Below are 17,571 nucleotides of genomic sequence, written 5' to 3' on the forward strand. Positions count from 1 at the left end.
CTCTTAATGCTTTGAATAAGGCGTTTCGACACGATCGAGAAACAGCGCGGCGGCAAGCAGGTCGGCAGCACCGCCCGGTGAAGCGTTAAGCGCCAGCATCTGACGGTCCAGGTTCGCCAGCGCCTGCTGGCCTTCGGACGTTGCACAGCCTCCGGCGTTCAGTACAGCGCGGGCACCGCTCTGCATGGCGTCCAGCCCCTCCATTCCGGCGCGGGACAGCACGCAGGTATCGGTGAGCGAGGTCATGATGGCCATCAGCGCGTCGAGCCTGGCGTACGTTTCGCTGCTGCCGTTGAGACGGCTGAGGCGAAGCTGCGGCAATGCGCGCAGCATAACGTGCGGGAATGCCTGCTGCGCCTCTTCACGCGCGCCCGGCACGCGGTAGCGGTGCGTGGCTCGCAGGCCTTTGCTGAACACTTTCGGTGCCGCCTCGTCCGGGAGTTTCGCCAGCTGCGCGGCAGTGTTCGCGACGGCCTGCGCAGTTGCATCCCCGCCCAACATCGCCACCGCGCTTACCAGCAATCCCAGCGCCCAGATCGCGCCACGATGGGTATTCACCCCGTCGGTGGCCGCCATCATCTGCTTCTCGCCTTCGCGGCCAAGACGGCCAACGGTTTGTCGAAGCGCAATATCTGCCGGACGCAGCCAGCTTTGCTGCGCCAGCGCCTGAAACGTGGGGGTCAGGCTGCGCGCGGAGCGCTCCATCAGCGCAAGGGATAAATCGTGGTGCGCGCCGTTCCCCCGACTGTCCACCAGACCGGGTTTCGGGCTTAAACGTGCTTCGTCAATCAGACACTGCGTGGCGGTTCGCGCCAGCCATTCGGCACCGCCTTCAGCCTGAATCTGGGGCAGAAGTGTCATTACCAGCTCCGGAATTTCGCAGGTGGGTTATACAGACCGCCGGACCACTCCACGAGGTCAGACACGCTGCCCGCAGCCAGCAGAGAGCGGGTGGCGTCGGTGCGGCGGATCCCCATATCTTCCGGATACACCACCTTGCCGCTCTGGCGCAGTTCCGCCACGCGCCTGGCGTCCACACCCAGGCCGATATCGGTGATCCCCGCAACGGCGGCAACCATGGCACGACGCTCTTCCAGATCTTTCGCCCGGTAGAGGTAGGCAATCCCCTCTTCCGTCAGCACGTGCGTCACGTCATCGCCGTAAATCATCACCGGTGCCAGCGGCATGCCGGAGGCTTTCGCCACGTCTACGGCATCGAGTTTTTCCACGAAGGTTGGCTTCACGCCCGCCTGGAAGGTTTCCACCATCTGCACGACGAGTTTTTTACCGCGCTGCATTGGGTCAGGCTCGGTGATCATGTTCAGCCAGGCCGGCGTGGCGTGGCGGCGACCATGCGGGTCATGGCCCATGTTTGGCGCACCACCGAAGCCAGAAAGACGACCGCGAGTCACGGTTGAGGAGTTGGCGTAACCGTCAACCTGCAGCGTAGAGCCGATGAACATATCCACCGCGTACTGGCCTGCCAGCTGGCAGAAGGCGCGGTTGGAACGCATGGAGCCGTCGGCACCGGTAAAGAACACGTCCGGACGGGCGCGGATGTACTCTTCCATCCCCAGCTCGCCGCCGAAGCAGTGCACGCTTTCGACCCAGCCGCTTTCAATGGCCGGAATCAGCGTCGGATGTGGATTCAACGTCCAGTGCTTACAGATTTTGCCCTTCAGACCGAGCTGTTCGCCGTAGGTAGGTAGCAGCAGCTCAATCGCCGCAGTGTTAAAGCCGATACCGTGGTTCAGGGACTGCACCTGATGCTCCGCGTAGATGCCTTTGATGGCCATCATCGCCATCAGAATATGTTCCTGTTTAATCAGGCGCGGGTCGCGGGTGAACAGCGGTTCGATGAAGAACGGCTTGTCTGCAACGACCACGTAGTCAATCCAGGAGCCTGGAATATCTACGCGCGGCAGATCGCACTCGTCGTCCACCAGCTCGTTCACCTGTGCGATGACGATACCGTCGTGGAACGCAGCGGCTTCCACCAGCGCCGGGGTATCTTCGGTACTCGCCCCGGTGTAGAGGTTGCCTTTGCGATCCGCTTTAAAACCGGCAATCAGCGCCACGTTGGGCGAAAGGTCGACATAGAGGCGTGAGTACAGTTCGATGTAGGTATGGATCGCGCCGATTTCGAGCTGACCATCTTCCAGCAACTGGGAGATCCGCAGGCTTTGTGTCCCGGAGAAGGAGAAGTCCAGCTTGCGGGCGATGCCTTTTTCAAAGATATCCAGATGCTCGCTGCGGCCAACGCTCGGCATGATCATATGCAGGTCGTGGACGATTTGCGGGTTCACTTCGGCAAGCGAGCGGGACAGAAAATCCGCCTGCTTCTGGTTGTTGCCCTCCAGTACGACTTTGTCGCCCGGTGCGATCAGTTTTTCCAGCATGCCGACAATATCGCCGGTTGGCAGTACTTTCCCCTGCACCGGTACGGACGCCAGTCGACGCGCTTTCTCGCTGCGTCGTGTGTTCCATTGCCGCGCGGGTGTTTGCCCAGATAACATTATTAACCTCCTGATTCAGCACATCATTCTGATTTGCTTAACGTTGAGTAAAGTCTGCGCTCTGGCGAGAAAGGCATCAATTAAGCGTAGGGCGGAATCATTAGCCTGAGAGTAATAATCAAGGTAAATATTTGTGATCGGGATCAGTTCCTGGTTCGGAAATCCAGGCTAAACGGGGTACAATTCGGAAAGTATCGTAAATTTCCGACAAGAATCAGCATCGCGCTTATGACCCAAATCATTCCATCAGACTTCGACATTGCGGCCGAAGACAGCACCGAGTTCGTGCCACTGCGCGGCGTGGCCAATCCCCATTTGCAGACCATGCTGCCGCGGCTGATCCGCCGCAAGGTTCAGTTCACTCCGCACTGGCAGCGGCTTGACCTGCCAGACGGTGATTTTCTGGATCTCGCCTGGAGCGAAGCGCCGGAACAGGCGCGTCATAAGCCGCGGCTGGTGGTCTTTCACGGTCTCGAGGGGAGCCTGCACAGTCCGTATGCACATGGGTTAATTGAGGCGGCAAAAGCGCGCGGCTGGCTCGGCGTGGTGATGCATTTTCGCGGCTGTAGCGGCGAGCCGAACCGGCAGAAACGCATTTATCACTCGGGTGAAACCGAAGACGGAACGTGGTTTTTACACTGGCTGCGGAACAACTTTGGCACCGTGCCAACCGCCGCGGTGGGCTATTCGCTGGGCGGAAATATGCTCGCCTGCCTGCTGGCCAAAGAGGGCGACAGCGTACCGCTGAATGCTGCAGTGATTGTTTCCGCGCCGTTTATGCTGGAGCAGTGCAGCTACCATATGGATAAAGGCTTTTCCCGCGTCTATCAGCGCTACCTGCTTAACCTGCTGAAGGCCAACGCGGCGCGTAAGCTCAAGGCCTACCCGGATACCCTGCCGGTAAGCCTGCGCCAGTTGAAAAAGGTGCGTCGTATTCGTGAGTTCGACGATCTGATCACTGCGAAAATCCACGGCTTCGCCGATGCAATTGACTATTATCGTCAGTGCAGCGCCATGCCGCTGCTCAGCAAAATCACGCAGCCGACGCTGATCATTCACGCCAAGGATGACCCGTTTATGGATCACCACTCGATCCCCGCGCAGGAATTCCTGCCCGACAACGTTCACTATCAGTTAACTGAACATGGCGGCCACGTTGGGTTTATCGGCGGCACACTGCGCCGCCCGAAAATGTGGCTGGAGGCGCGTATTCCTGACTGGCTTACTCCTTACCTGGACGGTGCAAAATGATCATTCCCTGGCAAGATCTGGCTCCCGAAACGCTCGATAATCTGATTGAAAGCTTTGTATTACGCGAAGGCACCGATTATGGTGAACATGAGCGTTCGCTTGAGCAAAAGGTCAACGATGTTAAACGCCAGCTGAAAAGCGGCGACGTGGTGCTGGTGTGGTCAGAACTGCATGAGACGGTCAATATCATGCCCCGCAACGCGTTTCACGGCTGATCTTCCAACCTTTTCAGTCAGGGAGTTGCTATGTCTGCCAGACATCCCATTATTGCCGTTACGGGGTCGAGTGGTGCGGGAACCACCACCACCAGCCTCGCTTTTCGCAAGATTTTCGCCCAGCTGAATCTCCGTTCGGCGGAGGTCGAAGGCGACAGCTTTCACCGCTATACGCGTCCGGAGATGGACATGGCGATCCGCAAGGCGCGCGATCTGGGTAAACACATCAGCTACTTCGGCCCGGAAGCCAATGATTTCGGTCTGCTGGAGCAAACCTTCCGCGAATACGGGCAGAGCGGTACCGGGCAGTCCCGCAAGTATCTTCACACCTACGATGAAGCCGTACCCTGGAACCAGGTACCGGGCACCTTTACCCCCTGGCAACCGCTGCCGGAACCCACCGATGTATTATTTTATGAAGGATTGCACGGCGGCGTGGTTACGCCTCAGCACGACGTGGCGCGCCACGTGGATCTTCTGGTCGGGGTGGTCCCTATCGTTAACCTGGAGTGGATCCAGAAGCTAACGCGTGACATGAGCGAGCGCGGCCATTCGCGCGAGGCGGTGATGGACTCCGTGGTGCGCTCCATGGAAGACTACATCAATTACCTCACGCCACAGTTCTCCCGCACCCACATTAACTTCCAACGCGTGCCGACGGTGGACACCTCCAATCCGTTCGCGGCGAAAAGCATCCCGTCGCTGGACGAGAGCTTTGTGGTGATCCACTTCCGCAATCTTGAAGGCATTGATTACCCCTGGCTGCTGGCGATGCTGCAGGGCTCGTTTATTTCGCACATGAATACGTTAGTGGTGCCGGGTGGAAAAATGGGGCTGGCAATGGAGCTCATCATGACGCCGCTGGTTCAGCGGTTGATGGAAGGGAAGCAGATCGCGTAAAGATGTTCCCTCTCCCCGTGGGAGAGGGTTAGGGTGAGGGCATCAACACGCACGATGCCCCGTGAATCACACCTCAATCACTTCATACGAATGCGTAATTTTTACCGCTTTCTCCAGCATTAGCGCCACAGAGCAGTACTTCTCCGCAGACAGGTCCACCGCGCGTGAAACCGCCGCGTCTTTCAGCGCTTTCCCGGTGACAACAAAGTGCAGATTAATGTGGGTGAACAGGCGTGGCGCCTCTTCGCGACGTTCTGAGGTGAGTTTAACCTCGCAATCCGTTACGTCATGACGACCTTTTTGCAGAATCGACACCACGTCAATCGCGCTGCATCCACCAGCCGCCATCAGCACCATTTCCATTGGGCTCGGCGCTTTATCGCCGGAGTTACCATCCATCAAAATCTGGTGTCCTGACGCGGACTCCCCCAGGAACGTTAAACCTTCAACCCACTTCACGCGCGCTTGCATATTCATTAACTCCAACGTTGCATTTTTGGTGACAGATTACGCGTGCGTTACATTTCTCGCAATGGAAGGCGACCTGCATCATGCTGAAGCGAGACACCAGGAGACACGCGGCGAAAGCTATGCTAAAACACTCAGGATGCTACAGTAATACATTGACGTTACACATGTATGCAGAGGACATCAAACTTTACTGGCTGCGAAACGTTACGACAGCCGACTTCCCAGGGTATGGGTAAGAATTCGATTGCAACCCCAGAGTCCGGATGCATCTGATGACTCTGGTGACAGCTTATAACAGAGGATAACAGCGCATGGTGCTTGGCAAACCGCAAACAGACCCGACTCTCGAATGGTTCTTGTCTCATTGCCACATTCATAAGTACCCATCGAAGAGCACGCTGATTCACCAGGGTGAAAAAGCGGAAACGTTGTATTACATCGTCAAAGGCTCGGTGGCAGTGCTGATCAAAGATGAGGAAGGGAAAGAGATGATCCTTTCTTATCTGAACCAGGGCGATTTTATCGGTGAACTGGGCCTGTTTGAAGAAGGCCAGGAACGTAGCGCCTGGGTTCGTGCAAAGACAGCATGTGAAGTGGCTGAAATTTCTTACAAGAAATTCCGTCAGCTGATTCAGGTAAACCCTGACATCCTGATGCGTCTTTCTTCCCAGATGGCGCGCCGTCTGCAGGTGACGTCAGAGAAAGTGGGTAACCTCGCCTTCCTGGACGTGACCGGCCGTATCGCGCAAACCCTGCTGAACCTGGCGAAACAGCCAGACGCTATGACCCACCCGGACGGCATGCAAATTAAAATTACCCGTCAGGAAATTGGTCAGATCGTTGGTTGCTCCCGTGAAACAGTGGGCCGTATTCTGAAAATGCTGGAAGATCAAAACCTGATCTCCGCCCACGGTAAAACCATCGTGGTTTACGGAACCCGTTAATCCTGCTTAAACGGCGTGCCATCGCGAGGTGTCACGCCGTTTTTGTCTCTTTTCCCCATGTGGCGCAGGCTGATCTATCACCCGGAAGTTAACTACGCACTGCGACAAACGCTGGTGTTGTGTCTTCCTGTGGCCGTGGGCCTGCTCCTGGGTCATCTTCAGCAGGGCCTGCTGTTTTCCCTCGTGCCCGCCTGCTGCAACATCGCCGGTCTGGACACGCCGCATAAGCGCTTTTTCAAACGCCTGATTATCGGTGGCTGCCTGTTTGCAGGCTGTAGCCTCGCGGTGCAGCTGTTACTGGCTCGCGATATTCCCCTGCCACTGATCCTGACCGTGCTGGCGATGACCCTCGGCGTCACGGCGGAAATCAGCTCGCTGCACGCTCGCCTGCTTCCAGCGTCACTCATTGCGGCCATCTTTACCCTGAGCCTCGCCGGGAATATGCCCGTGTGGGAGCCGCTGCTGATCTACGCCCTCGGCACGCTGTGGTACGGGCTGTTTAACTGGTTCTGGTTCTGGCTATGGCGAGAGCAGCCGCTGCGAGAATCTCTGAGCCTGCTCTACGTGCAGCTTGCGGATTACTGCGAAGCCAAATACACCCTGCTCACCCAGCATACCGATCCGGAAAAATCCTTACCGCCGCTGCTGACGCGCCAGCAAAAAGTGGTGGATTTGATAAGCCAGTGCTATCAGCAGCTGCATATGCTCGCCGCAAACAAGAACCACGAGTACAAACGGCTGCTGCGTACCTTCCAGGTGGGGCTGGACCTTCAGGAGCATATCTCCGTTAGCCTTCATCACCCGCAGGAGGTGCAAAAGCTGGTTGAGCACAGCCATGCCGAAGCGGTGATTCGCTGGAACGCGCAGACCGTCTCCGCGCGCCTGCGGGTGCTGGCTGACGATATACTTTATCACCGCTACCCCACGCGCTTTAACATGGACAAACAGCTCGGCGCGCTGGAGAAAATTGCCCGTCAGCACCCGGAAAATCCGGTCGGCCAGTTTGCCGCCTGGCACTTCAGCCGCATCGCCCGCGTGCTGCGCACCCAGCGACCGCTTTATCCCCGCGACCTGATGGCGGATAAACAAAAACGTCTGCCGCTGCTGCCGGCGCTCAAAAGCTATCTTTCTCTTAAATCGTCCGCCCTGCGCAACGCCGCGCGAATTAGCGTCATGCTCAGTATCGCCAGCCTGATGGGCATGGCGCTGCACCTGCCGAAACCCTACTGGATCTTAATGACCGTGCTGTTTGTCACCCAGAACGGCTATGGCGCCACGCGGGTGCGCATTCTGCACCGGGCGGGCGGCACGATGGCGGGGCTGATAATTGCAGGCGTGACGCTGCACTTTCACGTGCCCGAGGGCTATACCCTGGCGGGCATGCTGGCTATCACCCTGGTGAGCTATCTAATCATTCGCAAAAACTACGGCTGGGCGATGGTGGGCTTTACGGTAACGGCGGTATATACCCTGCAGCTGCTTACGCTTAACGGCGAACAGTTCATCGTTGCCCGCCTGATCGACACGCTGATTGGCTGTCTGATCGCCTTTGGCGGTATGGTCTGGCTGTGGCCACAGTGGCAGAGCGGGCTGCTAAGACAGAACGCCCACGACGCGCTGGAGGCCGATCAGCAGGCCATTCGTCTGATCCTGAGCGACGATCCGCAGCCTTCCCCGCTTGCCTACGAACGTATGAAGGTCAACCAGGCGCATAACGCCCTCTTTAACTCGCTGAATCAGGCGATGCAGGAGCCGGGCTTTAATTCTCATTATCTGGCGGACATGAAGCTGTGGGTGACGCACAGCCAGTTTATCGTCGAGCATATCAACGCCATGACGACGCTGGCGCGCGAGCACACGATGCTGACGCCGGGTCTGGCGCAGCGCTATTTGCAGTCGTGTGAAATTGCGTTGCAGAGGTGTCAGCAGCGTCTGGAGTATGACGCGCCGGGCGAATCGGGCGACTCAAACATTCTGGAAGCGCCGGAGACGTTAACCTACGGGCCGATGAGCACGCTGGAGCAGCATTTGCAGCGTGTGCTGGGACATCTGAACACCATGCACACCATTTCGTCGGTGGCATGGCGTCAGCGCCCGCATCACGGGATTTGGTTAACGCGCCGGTTAAAGCGAACCGAGTATTAGCCTTTAACGAGCTTCGCGACCGCCGCGGCAAAGCGGGTTAACCCGTCTTCTATATCTTTTTCTTCCACCACCAGCGACGGCGCAAAGCGCATCACGTCCGGCCCCGCGTTGAGCACCATGACGCCTTCATGTGCGGCAGCGTGAAGGAAATCGCGCGCGCGGCCTTTGTACTGCGGCTTCAGCTCGGCGCCAATCAACAGCCCCATTCCGCGGATCTCGCTGAACACGTCGTACTGTTCATCAATCTTTTTCAGGTGTTTCACAAACAGCTCGCGTTTCACGCTAACGCCGTTCAGCACTTCCGGCGTGTTGATGATGTCGAACGCGGCTCCCGCCACGGCGCTCGCCAGTGGGTTACCGCCGTAGGTGGAGCCGTGAGATCCGACGTGGAACGCGGAGGCGATCTCCTGCGTCGTCAGTACCGCACTCACCGGGAAACCACCGCCGAGCGCTTTGGCGCTGGTCAGAATATCCGGCGTCACGTCGTAGTGCATGTAGGCAAACAGGTCTCCGGTACGCCCCATCCCGCACTGTACCTCATCAAACACCAGCAGCGCCTGATGTTCGTCGCACAGCGCGCGCAGCCCTTTCAGGAACTCCGGGGTCGCCGCCGTCACGCCGCCTTCACCCTGAATCGGCTCCACCGCTACCGCGCAGGTGTGGTCGTCCATCACCGCTTTCACCGCGTGCAGATCGTTAAACGGCACGTGGACGATGTCGGCCGGTTTTGGGCCAAAGCCGTCGGAATACTTCGGCTGGCCGCCAACGGAGACGGTAAAGAAAGAGCGTCCGTGGAAGGCGTTATGGAAGGCGATGATTTTGGTTTTGTAAGGACTGTGACGCGTTGTCGCGTAGTAGCGCGCCAGCTTGAAGGCGGTTTCGTTGGCCTCGGTGCCGGAGTTCATAAACAGCACGCGCTCGGCAAAGGTGGCATCAATGATCTTACGGCCCAGGCGCAGCGCCGGTTCGTTGGTGAACACGTTACTGGTGTGCCACAGGGTTTCGCCCTGGGTTTTCAGCGCCTCCACCAGCGCAGGATGGCAGTGACCCAGCGCCGTAACCGCAATACCGCCCGCGAAATCCACATACTCTTTGCCCTGCTGATCCCAGACGCGGCTGCCCTTCCCCTTCACCGGGATAAACTCAGCCGGTGCATAAATCGGCAGAATCACTTCATCGAATGTCGCGCGGGTAATTGCTGGTTGTTCAGTTGCCATGTCATGCCCATCCATTTTATGTCACATTGATTGTGAAAATATAATCACAAAATATGCATAAAAAATCACAGCAAGGCAACAGATATTCAGCGATTGAGGAAATTTGCCAGCAGCGCATGCCCCTGCTCGCTGAGGATACTTTCCGGGTGGAACTGTACGCCTTCGAGCTCCCACTCGCGGTGGCGAATCCCCATGATCTCCTGCGTATCGCTCCAGGCGGTCACGTCAAAGCAGTCGGGCAGCGTCGGCGGGTCAATCACCAGCGAATGGTAGCGCGTCACGGTTAACGGGTTATTAAGCCCTGTGAATACGCCCGTGCCGGTGTGGGTAACCGGAGAGGTTTTTCCGTGCATCACTTTTGCGGCACGCACGATGGTAGCCCCAAATACCTGGGCAATCGCCTGATGACCCAGACAGACGCCCAGGATCGGCAGCCTGCCGGCATAGTGGTGAATAACGTCCAGAGAAATGCCCGATTCCGATGGCGTACACGGCCCCGGCGAAATGACGATTTTCTGCGGAGCCAGCGACTCGATATCGGCCAGGCTGAGCTCGTCGTTGCGGCGGACAACCACCTCTGCACCCAGTTCGCAAAAATACTGGTAAAGGTTCCAGGTGAAAGAATCGTAGTTATCTATCAGCAGAATCATGGCGGCTCCCGAAAAAAATGCCGCCCTATTCTACTCAGATTCCCGCGCTTCGCTCACTACTTTGGCAAAGATAGCGCTCAGTGCGCTCAAATCGCCCATGGCGCCGCTTCGGTTCGCCGCTACCCACTGCTCGGGATCGATATCCCGCCAGCTCAGCGCGTAACCTGCATGGATAGCCAGCTGTTCAAAGAAGACGCGCTGCGCAATGCCATTACCACGGATAAAGGGATGCAGCATGTTGATTTCACAGTAGTAGTGACTCACTTTGTCAACAAACGCCGCTTTTTCCAGACCCACAAGATACTTTTCGCTTTCCAGCGCCGCCATCAGCTCATTACCCATCTTCTCGATGTACTCAAAATGGCAAAAGGGAATGTCACCCTTAAAAATATCGTCGGTACGGAATTCGCCTGCCTGCCTCATCTCTCTGTGATACAGATGACGGTGAATAAGGCACAGATGCGGTAACCCGGGCGCTGAAGGCCCAAGCTCCAGCGTCTCAATGCCGGGCTCTGAAGGACCATTACCTTTTTCAAGGAGACAACTGGCCTGAAAATTGACGTTACGCTGCTGCTCCCAGAGACGGGATTTTTGCTTGTCGGTGAGTTTTTTCACTTAACGCCTCCCTGAATAGTCCGTTTGCCACAAGTATAAGCAGCAAAACGCGCTTTCGCAGGGAGGGGACACAGCACGGGCGAGGATCGCCCGTGTCGAAGAGGCTTATGGCAGAACTTTCGCGGAGAGGATCACGACAGGTTTGGACGGCACATTCTGGTACGGGCCAACGTCATGAGTCGGTACCTGCGAAATCTTGTCCGCCACGTCCATCCCTTTCACAATTTTACCGAAGACCGCATAGCCGAAGTCGCGCTGGCCGTGGTCGAGGAAGGCGTTATCCGCCACGTTCAGGAAGAACTGGCTGGTAGCGCTGTCTTTATCCGCAGTGCGCGCCATGGAGATAGTGCCGCGCTTGTTCAGCAGGCCATTGTCCGCTTCGTTTTTAATAGGCGGGTTCGGCTGTTTCTGCTGCATCTGCTCGTTGAAGCCGCCGCCCTGAATCATGAAGCCAGGGATCACGCGGTGGAAGGTGGTGTTGTTGTAGAAACCACTGTTCACGTAGTCGAGGAAGTTTTTCACAGAAACCGGAGCTTTCTGGCTATTCAGTTCCAGCTCAATGTTCCCGGCAGAGGTGGTCAGCAGAACGTGAGGGTCCCCTTTTGCTGCCAGCGCAGCAGGGGAAACGGCAGAAAGAGCAAACACAGCTGCGACAGCCGCCAGTGTTGATTTGAGCATGAGAATTCCTTAACAAAGCGCAGTATAAAAAGCGAATGGCTTGATTCTAAAGAGCAGTATGAACGTAGACCAGCCTTTTACCTAATTTTACGAAATTGAAACAATTATTACTGCGCAAACGATTGGTTAGACCGTCACTTAATGTGATTTAGATCACATTAAAACCTGCAATGACATAATCATTACCCTTAAAAGATAGGAATGGATCACTTTAGCGACTAAAATCTGCCCGCTCTCAGCGCCCCTTCGGCGCTTTTCTTTTTCTGAACAGGCCAGACATGACTAACAGCAATCGCATCAAGCTCACATGGATCAGCTTTTTCTCCTACGCCCTTACCGGCGCGTTGGTGATCGTCACCGGGATGGTGATGGGAAATATCGCAGACTACTTCCAGCTGCCCGTTTCCAGCATGAGTAATACCTTCACCTTCCTCAACGCGGGGATCCTGATCTCTATCTTCCTGAATGCCTGGTTGATGGAAATTGTCCCACTGAAAACACAGCTGCGCTTTGGCTTTGTGCTGATGGTCGCCGCCGTGGCGGGCCTGATGCTGAGCCACAGCATTGCACTGTTCTCCGCCGCCATGTTCGTGCTTGGTCTGGTTAGCGGGATCACCATGTCGATCGGTACGTTCCTGATTACCCATATGTATGAAGGCCGTCAGCGCGGCGCGCGCCTGCTGTTTACCGACTCCTTCTTCAGCATGGCCGGAATGATTTTCCCGATGGTCGCCGCCGTTCTGCTGGCGCGCAGCATTGAGTGGTACTGGGTATACGCCTGCATCGGCCTCGTCTACGTGGCGATCTTTATCCTGACCTTCGGCTGTGAGTTCCCGGTGCTGGGCAAGAAAGCGCAAACTACTGCAGAGCCCGTCGCGAAAGAGAAATGGGGCATCGGCGTGCTGTTCCTCTCCATCGCCGCCCTGTGCTACATCCTGGGCCAGCTGGGCTTTATCTCCTGGGTACCGGAATACGCCAAAGGCCTGGGCATGAGCCTGAACGATGCGGGTAAACTGGTGAGCGATTTCTGGATGTCTTACATGTTCGGCATGTGGGCGTTTAGCTTCATCCTGCGCTTCTTCGACCTGCAGCGCATTCTGACCGTGCTCGCAGGCCTGGCGACCGTGCTGATGTACCTGTTCATCAACGGTTCACCGGAGCATATGCCGTGGTTCATTCTGACCCTGGGCTTCTTCTCCAGCGCGATTTACACCTCGATCATCACCCTGGGCTCCCTGCAGACCAAAGTGGCCTCGCCGAAGCTGGTCAACTTCGTGCTGACCTGCGGCACCATCGGCACCATGCTCACCTTCGTGGTGACGGGCCCGATCGTTGCCCACAGCGGCCCGCTGGCGGCGCTGCACACCGCTAACGGTCTGTATGCCGTGGTGTTCATCATGTGCTTCGTTCTGGGCTTTGTGACCCGCCACCGCCAGCACAACGCGACAGCGGCGTCTCACTAATCCCTACGCCCCTTTGCGCTCGGCAGAGGGGCTGTTTCTGGCAAAGCTCACCTCTTCTCCCCCGATATCCATCTGGATCCACGTCTGCGCCAGCTGCGTGGTAGCAATCACCCTCCCCTGACGGATTGACCAGCGCACCGGCACCTGGCAGCGCACTGCTTCAAACCCGCTCTCCGCAGGCAGAATAATCAGGTTCGCCGGATTTCCCGTCTCAATACCGTAGTCGCTCAGGCCAAAAGTACGGGCGCTGTTATGGGTGATCAGATTAAGGCCGCTGTCGATCTGCGGATAGCCCATCATCTGGCACACGTGCAGCCCCATGTGCAGCACCTGCAACATGTTGCCGGTGCCGAGCGGGTACCACGGGTCGAAGACGTCGTCATGGCCGAAGCAGACGTTGATGCCTGCCTCCTGCAGCTCTTTCACCCGGGTGATGCCGCGGCGCTTCGGATAATCGTCAAAACGCCCCTGCAGGTGGATATTCACCAGCGGGTTAGCCACGAAGTTAATCCCCGACATCTTCAGCAGGCGGAAAAGCCGCGAAGTGTAAGCGCCGTTGTAAGCGTGCATGGCGGTGGTGTGGCTGGCGGTCACCCGCGGGCCGATGCCGGCCTCATAGGCCAGCGCTGCCACCGTCTCGACAAAACGCGACTGTTCGTCGTCAATTTCATCGCAGTGGATATCCAGCGGGCGGTCATATTTCTTCGCCAGATCGAAAGCGATATGCAGCGACTGCACGCCATACTCGCGGGTGAACTCGAAATGTGGGATCGCCCCCACCACGTCAGCCCCCAGTTTTAGCGCCTCTTCCAGCAACACCGCGCCGTTCGGGTAAGAGAGAATACCTTCCTGCGGGAACGCGACGATTTGCAGCGTCACCCACGGGGCAACCTCCTGCTTCACCTCCAGCATCGCCTTCAGGGCGGTGAGCGTCGGGTCGGAAACATCAACGTGGGTACGCACAAACTGAATGCCGTTGGCAATTTGCCACTTCAGCGTTTTCCAGGCACGCGCTTTCACATCTTCATGGCTGAGCAACGCTTTGCGCTCGGCCCAACGCTCAATGCCCTCAAACAGCGTGCCGGACTGGTTCCAGTTCGGCTCGCCCGCCGTCTGGGTGGTATCAAGATGGATATGCGGCTCAATAAACGGCGGAATAGCCAGACCACCCCGCGCATTTAACACTTCATAACTCTCGGCGTGAGTGTCGTCCATTGGGGTGATGTCACCAAATCGGCCGTTCTCAATGGCAAGCTGCCACAGTCCTTCCCGGCCGGGTAAGCGAACATTCTGAACAAGCCAAAGCGGTGTTGTAGACATTTCATATCCCCTGATAAACGCATCGTTGTTTACGCGTATTTTTGTTTAAAAATCCGCCATTGTTTTGTACACAAAATCGACGACATCGAAAAGCCTGCGATTTCCATAACTTATAAAAATCCTGACAAATCAGCCGCATACCCCCTAAGGAGTAGGCGAAGACGTATTTGATTTACATCAATAAGCGCCCCTGCTGAATCGTTAAGGTAGGCAGTAATAGAAAAGAAATCGAGGCAAAAATGAGCAAAGTCAGACTCGCTATCATCGGTAACGGCATGGTCGGCCACCGCTTTATTGAGGATCTTCTTGATAAAGCCGATGCTGAGCAGTTCGATATTACCGTGTTCTGTGAAGAACCCCGCAAGGCGTACGACCGTGTGCACCTGTCTTCCTACTTCTCCCATCATACCGCCGAAGAGCTCTCTCTGGTGCGCGAAGGATTCTACGAGAAGCATGGCGTAAAAGTGCTGGTGGGCGAACGCGCCATCACCATTAACCGTCAGGAAAAAGTGATCCACTCCAGCGCCGGGCGTACGGTTTTTTACGACAAGCTGATCATGGCGACGGGCTCGTATCCGTGGATCCCACCCATTAAAGGCTCGGAGACTCAGGATTGCTTCGTTTATCGCACGATTGAGGACCTCAACGCCATCGAATCCTGCGCGCGCCGAAGCAAACGCGGCGCGGTGGTCGGCGGCGGCCTGCTGGGTCTGGAAGCGGCTGGCGCGCTCAAAAACCTCGGGGTTGAAACCCACGTTATCGAATTTGCGCCAATGCTGATGGCCGAACAGCTGGACCACATGGGTGGCGACCAGCTTAAGCGTAAAATTGAAAGCATGGGCGTGAAGGTTCACACCAGCAAGAACACCAAAGAGATCGTGCAGGAAGGCACAGAGGCGCGTAAAACCATGCGCTTTGCCGACGGCAGCGAGCTGGAAGTGGACTTCATCGTCTTCTCCACCGGGATCCGCCCGCGCGACAAGCTGGCAACCCAGTGCGGTCTGGCGGTAGCGCAGCGCGGCGGGATCATGATTAACGACGCCTGCCAGACTTCCGACCCGGATATCTACGCCATCGGCGAATGCGCCAGCTGGAACAACCGCGTATACGGTCTGGTCGCGCCAGGGTACAAAATGGCCCAGGTCGCCGTGGATCATATCCTCGGCAGCGAAAACGCCTTTACCGGCGCAGACATGAGCGCCAAGCTGAAGCTGCTGGGCGTCGACGTGGGCGGTATCGGCGATGCGCACGGCCGCACCCCGAACTCCCGCAGCTACGTTTACCTCGACGAAAGCAAAGAGGTCTACAAGCGTCTCATCGTCAGCCAGGACAACAAAACCCTGCTCGGCGCGGTGCTGGTGGGCGATACCAGCGACTTCGGTAACCTGCTCCAGTTGGTGCTGAACGCCATTGAGCTGCCGGAAAACCCGGACGCGCTGATCCTCCCGGCTCACGCCTCCAGCGGCAAGCCGTCTATCGGCGTGGATAAACTGCCGGACAGCGCGCAGATTTGCTCCTGCTTCGACGTTACTAAAGGCATGCTGATCTCCGCCATCAACAAAGGCTGCCACACCGTTGCGGCGCTGAAAGCCGAAACCAAAGCCGGTACCGGCTGCGGCGGCTGTATTCCGCTGGTGACTCAGGTACTGAACGCCGAGCTGGCGAAACAGGGCATCGAAGTGAACAACAACCTGTGCGAGCACTTCGCGTATTCTCGCCAGGAGCTGTACCACCTGATCCGCGTGGAGGGCATTAAGTCCTTCGACGAACTGCTGGCGAAGCACGGCCAGGGCTACGGCTGTGAAGTGTGTAAACCGACCGTCGGCTCGCTGCTGGCGTCCTGCTGGAACGAGTACGTGCTCAAACCAGAACACACGCCGCTGCAGGACACCAACGATAACTTCCTGGCGAACATCCAGAAAGACGGTACCTATTCCGTCATTCCGCGTTCCGCCGGTGGCGAAATCACCCCGGAAGGTCTGGTCGCCGTGGGCCGTATCGCCCGTGAATTTAATCTGTACACCAAAATCACCGGCTCCCAGCGTATCGGCCTGTTTGGCGCGCAGAAGGATGATCTGCCGGAAATCTGGCGTCAGTTGATAGAAGCAGGCTTCGAAACCGGCCACGCGTATGCCAAAGCGCTGCGAATGGCGAAAACCTGCGTGGGCAGCACCTGGTGCCGCTACGGCGTCGGCGACAGCGTGGGCTTCGGCGTTGAGCTGGAAAACCGCTACAAAGGCATCCGTACCCCGCACAAAATGAAGTTCGGCGTCTCCGGCTGTACCCGCGAATGTGCGGAAGCGCAGGGTAAAGACGTGGGGATCATCGCCACCGAGAAAGGCTGGAACCTGTACGTGTGCGGCAACGGCGGGATGAAACCACGCCACGCGGACCTGCTGGCGGCGGATCTCGATCGCGATACGCTGATCCAGTATCTCGACCGCTTTATGATGTTCTACATTCGTACCGCCGATAAGCTGACCCGTACCGCTTCCTGGCTGGATAACCTGGAAGGCGGTATCGACTACCTTAAGTCCGTCATCATCGACGACAAGCTGGGCCTGAACGAACAGCTGGAAGCCGAGATGGCTCGCCTGCGCGAGGCGGTGATCTGCGAGTGGACCGAAACCGTCAACACCCCGGCGGCGCAGACGCGCTTCAAACACTTTATCAACAGCACCCAGCGCGACCCGAACGTACAGGTTGTACCGGAGCGTGAACAGCATCGTCCGGCGACACCGTATGAACGTATTCCGGTGACGCTGGTGGAGGAAAACGCATGAGCCAATGGGTAAACATCTGCGAGATTAACGACATTCTGCCCGCCACCGGCGTGTGTGCGCTGCTGGGCAACGAGCAGGTCGCCATTTTCCGCCCTCGCCACGATGAACAGGTCTTTGCCATTAGCAATATCGACCCGTTCTTCGAGGCCAGCGTGCTCTCACGTGGACTGATTGCTGAACATCAGGGTGAGCTGTGGGTCGCCAGCCCGCTGAAAAAGCAGCGTTTCCGCTTAAGCGACGGTTACTGCATGGAAGATGCAAGCTTCTCCGTGAAGCACTACGACGTCCGCGTTAAGGACGGCAAGGTGCAGCTCAAGGCGTAACCCTCCACCTTTTCAATAGGAAAGGCTTATGACCCCTTATGGGTAACGGCAGGAAAAACCGTATGTTCTGTACGATTCCT

The 17,571-nt window shown here is 57.1% G+C and carries 16 protein-coding genes; 8 read left to right on the top strand and 8 right to left on the bottom strand.

Annotation, left to right across the window (positions count from 1 at the left end; translation table 11 throughout):
* Positions 1-3: 3 nt before the first annotated feature.
* Both HBM95_21025 and mdcA read right to left on the bottom strand, forming a co-directional pair.
* Positions 4-861: a triphosphoribosyl-dephospho-CoA synthase gene (locus HBM95_21025; GenBank protein NIH45389.1), complete on the bottom strand. Its 858-nt coding sequence runs from the start codon at positions 859-861 to the stop codon at positions 4-6.
* A complete protein-coding gene (gene mdcA / locus HBM95_21030; protein NIH45390.1) occupies positions 861-2,516 on the bottom strand; it encodes a malonate decarboxylase subunit alpha in 1,656 nt (551 codons plus the stop codon). The genes HBM95_21025 and mdcA overlap by 1 nt, the downstream gene beginning before the upstream one ends.
* A 228-nt stretch (positions 2,517-2,744) precedes the next feature.
* Here mdcA and HBM95_21035 point away from each other — a divergent pair, with 228 nt between their 5' ends.
* From HBM95_21035 to HBM95_21045, 3 genes are read left to right on the top strand one after another with little or no spacing between them, the layout of a single operon-like run.
* Complete coding sequence (locus HBM95_21035) at positions 2,745-3,767, top strand: hydrolase (GenBank protein NIH45391.1); 1,023 nt, start codon at positions 2,745-2,747, stop codon at positions 3,765-3,767.
* Complete coding sequence (locus HBM95_21040) at positions 3,764-3,982, top strand: YheU family protein (protein NIH45392.1); 219 nt, start codon at positions 3,764-3,766, stop codon at positions 3,980-3,982. The genes HBM95_21035 and HBM95_21040 overlap by 4 nt, the downstream gene beginning before the upstream one ends.
* A 30-nt stretch (positions 3,983-4,012) precedes the next feature.
* Entirely contained in the window at positions 4,013-4,882 is an 870-nt protein-coding gene (locus HBM95_21045; protein NIH45393.1) for a phosphoribulokinase, read from the top strand.
* Between the two features lie 66 nt (positions 4,883-4,948).
* Here HBM95_21045 and HBM95_21050 read toward each other — a convergent pair whose 3' ends face one another.
* The gene (locus HBM95_21050; protein ID NIH45394.1) at positions 4,949-5,353 is read right to left on the bottom strand and encodes an OsmC family protein; all 405 of its coding nucleotides are present in this window, start codon (positions 5,351-5,353) and stop codon (positions 4,949-4,951) included.
* A 311-nt stretch (positions 5,354-5,664) separates the two neighbouring features.
* Here HBM95_21050 and crp point away from each other — a divergent pair, with 311 nt between their 5' ends.
* A complete protein-coding gene (crp, locus tag HBM95_21055) occupies positions 5,665-6,297 on the top strand; it encodes a cAMP-activated global transcriptional regulator CRP (protein ID NIH45395.1) in 633 nt (210 codons plus the stop codon).
* A gap of 57 nt (positions 6,298-6,354) precedes the next feature.
* Positions 6,355-8,442 carry a hypothetical protein gene (locus tag HBM95_21060; GenBank protein ID NIH45396.1) on the top strand — a complete coding sequence of 696 codons (2,088 nt, stop codon included), beginning with the start codon at positions 6,355-6,357 and terminating at the stop codon, positions 8,440-8,442.
* On the opposite strand, the gene HBM95_21065 is transcribed toward HBM95_21060, so the two are convergent.
* The 4 genes from HBM95_21065 to ppiA all read right to left on the bottom strand — a co-directional run bounded on the left by HBM95_21065 (position 8,439) and on the right by ppiA (position 11,602).
* Positions 8,439-9,674 carry an aspartate aminotransferase family protein gene (locus HBM95_21065; GenBank protein NIH45397.1) on the bottom strand — a complete coding sequence of 412 codons (1,236 nt, stop codon included), beginning with the start codon at positions 9,672-9,674 and terminating at the stop codon, positions 8,439-8,441. The genes HBM95_21060 and HBM95_21065 overlap by 4 nt on opposite strands.
* Positions 9,675-9,745: 71 nt before the next feature.
* Entirely contained in the window at positions 9,746-10,309 is a 564-nt protein-coding gene (gene pabA, locus HBM95_21070) for an aminodeoxychorismate synthase component 2 (GenBank protein NIH45398.1), read from the bottom strand.
* Between the two features lie 30 nt (positions 10,310-10,339).
* On the bottom strand, positions 10,340-10,924 hold the full coding sequence (locus HBM95_21075; GenBank protein NIH45399.1) for a putative adenosine monophosphate-protein transferase Fic: 585 nt from the start codon (positions 10,922-10,924) through the stop codon (positions 10,340-10,342).
* A 105-nt stretch (positions 10,925-11,029) separates the two neighbouring features.
* The gene (gene ppiA, locus HBM95_21080; GenBank protein ID NIH45400.1) at positions 11,030-11,602 is read right to left on the bottom strand and encodes a peptidylprolyl isomerase A; all 573 of its coding nucleotides are present in this window, start codon (positions 11,600-11,602) and stop codon (positions 11,030-11,032) included.
* Positions 11,603-11,880: 278 nt separating this feature from the next.
* Here ppiA and tsgA point away from each other — a divergent pair, with 278 nt between their 5' ends.
* On the top strand, positions 11,881-13,065 hold the full coding sequence (tsgA, locus tag HBM95_21085; protein ID NIH45401.1) for an MFS transporter TsgA: 1,185 nt from the start codon (positions 11,881-11,883) through the stop codon (positions 13,063-13,065).
* Between the two features lie 3 nt (positions 13,066-13,068).
* Here the strand turns inward: tsgA and HBM95_21090 are convergent, their stop codons facing one another.
* The gene (locus HBM95_21090; protein NIH45402.1) at positions 13,069-14,385 is read right to left on the bottom strand and encodes a cytosine deaminase; all 1,317 of its coding nucleotides are present in this window, start codon (positions 14,383-14,385) and stop codon (positions 13,069-13,071) included.
* Between the two features lie 239 nt (positions 14,386-14,624).
* Here HBM95_21090 and HBM95_21095 point away from each other — a divergent pair, with 239 nt between their 5' ends.
* Complete coding sequence (locus HBM95_21095) at positions 14,625-17,168, top strand: nitrite reductase large subunit (GenBank protein NIH45403.1); 2,544 nt, start codon at positions 14,625-14,627, stop codon at positions 17,166-17,168.
* The gene (gene nirD / locus HBM95_21100) at positions 17,165-17,491 is read left to right on the top strand and encodes a nitrite reductase small subunit NirD (GenBank protein ID NIH45404.1); all 327 of its coding nucleotides are present in this window, start codon (positions 17,165-17,167) and stop codon (positions 17,489-17,491) included. The genes HBM95_21095 and nirD overlap by 4 nt, the downstream gene beginning before the upstream one ends.
* The last annotated feature ends 80 nt before the right edge of the window (positions 17,492-17,571 follow it).

The sequence above is a fragment of the Enterobacter asburiae genome (genome assembly GCA_011754535.1).
Lineage (GTDB): Bacteria > Pseudomonadota > Gammaproteobacteria > Enterobacterales > Enterobacteriaceae > Enterobacter > Enterobacter cloacae_N.